This is a genomic window from Fulvivirga kasyanovii (assembly GCF_009711405.1).
GTDB classification, from domain to species: Bacteria; Bacteroidota; Bacteroidia; order Cytophagales; family Cyclobacteriaceae; genus Fulvivirga; species Fulvivirga kasyanovii.
The window spans coordinates 692-1,715 of record NZ_SMLW01000186.1 but is presented as its reverse complement, the minus strand read 5'-3'; the positions used below and the strand labels follow the sequence as shown (position 1 = coordinate 1,715).

General features: G+C 39.3%; 2 protein-coding genes. One reads left to right on the top strand and one right to left on the bottom strand.

Annotated elements, in window-relative coordinates; all coding sequences use genetic code 11:
* On the top strand, positions 1-435 hold a 435-nt coding region (locus E1163_RS00695), incomplete at its 5' end, for a hypothetical protein (RefSeq protein ID WP_185155899.1).
* Positions 436-493: 58 nt separating this feature from the next.
* On the opposite strand, the gene E1163_RS00690 is transcribed toward E1163_RS00695, so the two are convergent.
* A partial coding sequence (locus tag E1163_RS00690; protein ID WP_221417885.1) for a hypothetical protein occupies positions 494-1,024 on the bottom strand: 531 nt, incomplete at its 5' end.

The window sequence follows — 1,024 nt, the reverse complement described above, 5'->3', positions numbered from 1 at the left end:
AAAGATCAACTGAATAAATTGTCCGAAGAAGATAGAGAACTTTTATTGAAGGCTCCTGCATTGTTTTCACTCCTGGCAGCCAGCACTGACGGCCCCATCACCAAATCAGAAAAGGCAGAGGCTATTGAACTTTCCCATTTGCGGACATTTACGGCGCCACCCACCTTACAACCCTATTACAGAGAAGTGGAGAAGGTATTTCAGCGTGACCTGGAACGATTAATTGATAAATATTCACCCATCACCGAAGAGCAACAGGAGGCCTTGCAGGAGGAAGCTGAAAGTGTTTATGCCATTCTGGACAAGCTTGACGAAAATTTCAAACTCGATATGGTCATTAGCCTAAAGAGCTATGCCAGACACGTAGGCCGCGTACATACCAACTTTCTCGAATATTTTGTCTTTCCCCTTTCTATCTGGGGTATTACGGAGTAGTTGGCCTATGCTTTATGATTTGTAGAGGTGGATTGCTTTGTCAGGAGTTGAGGGATGCTTATGGGATATCTCCTTCCTTAAGTTCAATTTTTTCAACATCTATTTCTCCGTTAAGTAAAACATTGACAAAATAATATCCTTCATAATAGTTATTACTGAAGACATGGAAGTAGTATTTCTCGCCTTTGCTGACCCCATGGTCTAATGTCATTTTTTCAGCTAGCTCTTTAAAGTCGTTGACCCCACTGAGCTCCCATAAATTCAATTCATCTACTTTCTTGTTCCCTTTAAATGTTGACATTATGAAACCTTTTGATATTCCATTTTGCAAGGTAAAAAGTATCAAGATGTCCGGTGTTTCATATTTAAGCGCTATTAGCGGGAAATACTGACTCTGGTCTGAATAGTTGTAAAGGATTTTTTCAGCCGTTGCCTTATCCAACTCTGCAATATCTCCTTTTAGCATGTTTTGGTAATTAGGAATATCCCACAAAAAAAGACCATTTCCACTCGTAGTCTCTTTTATAACCAGAGTGTCAAATTCTACTATATTTTCCTTTAGCATTTCCTTGTTTTCTTTTGGTTTACA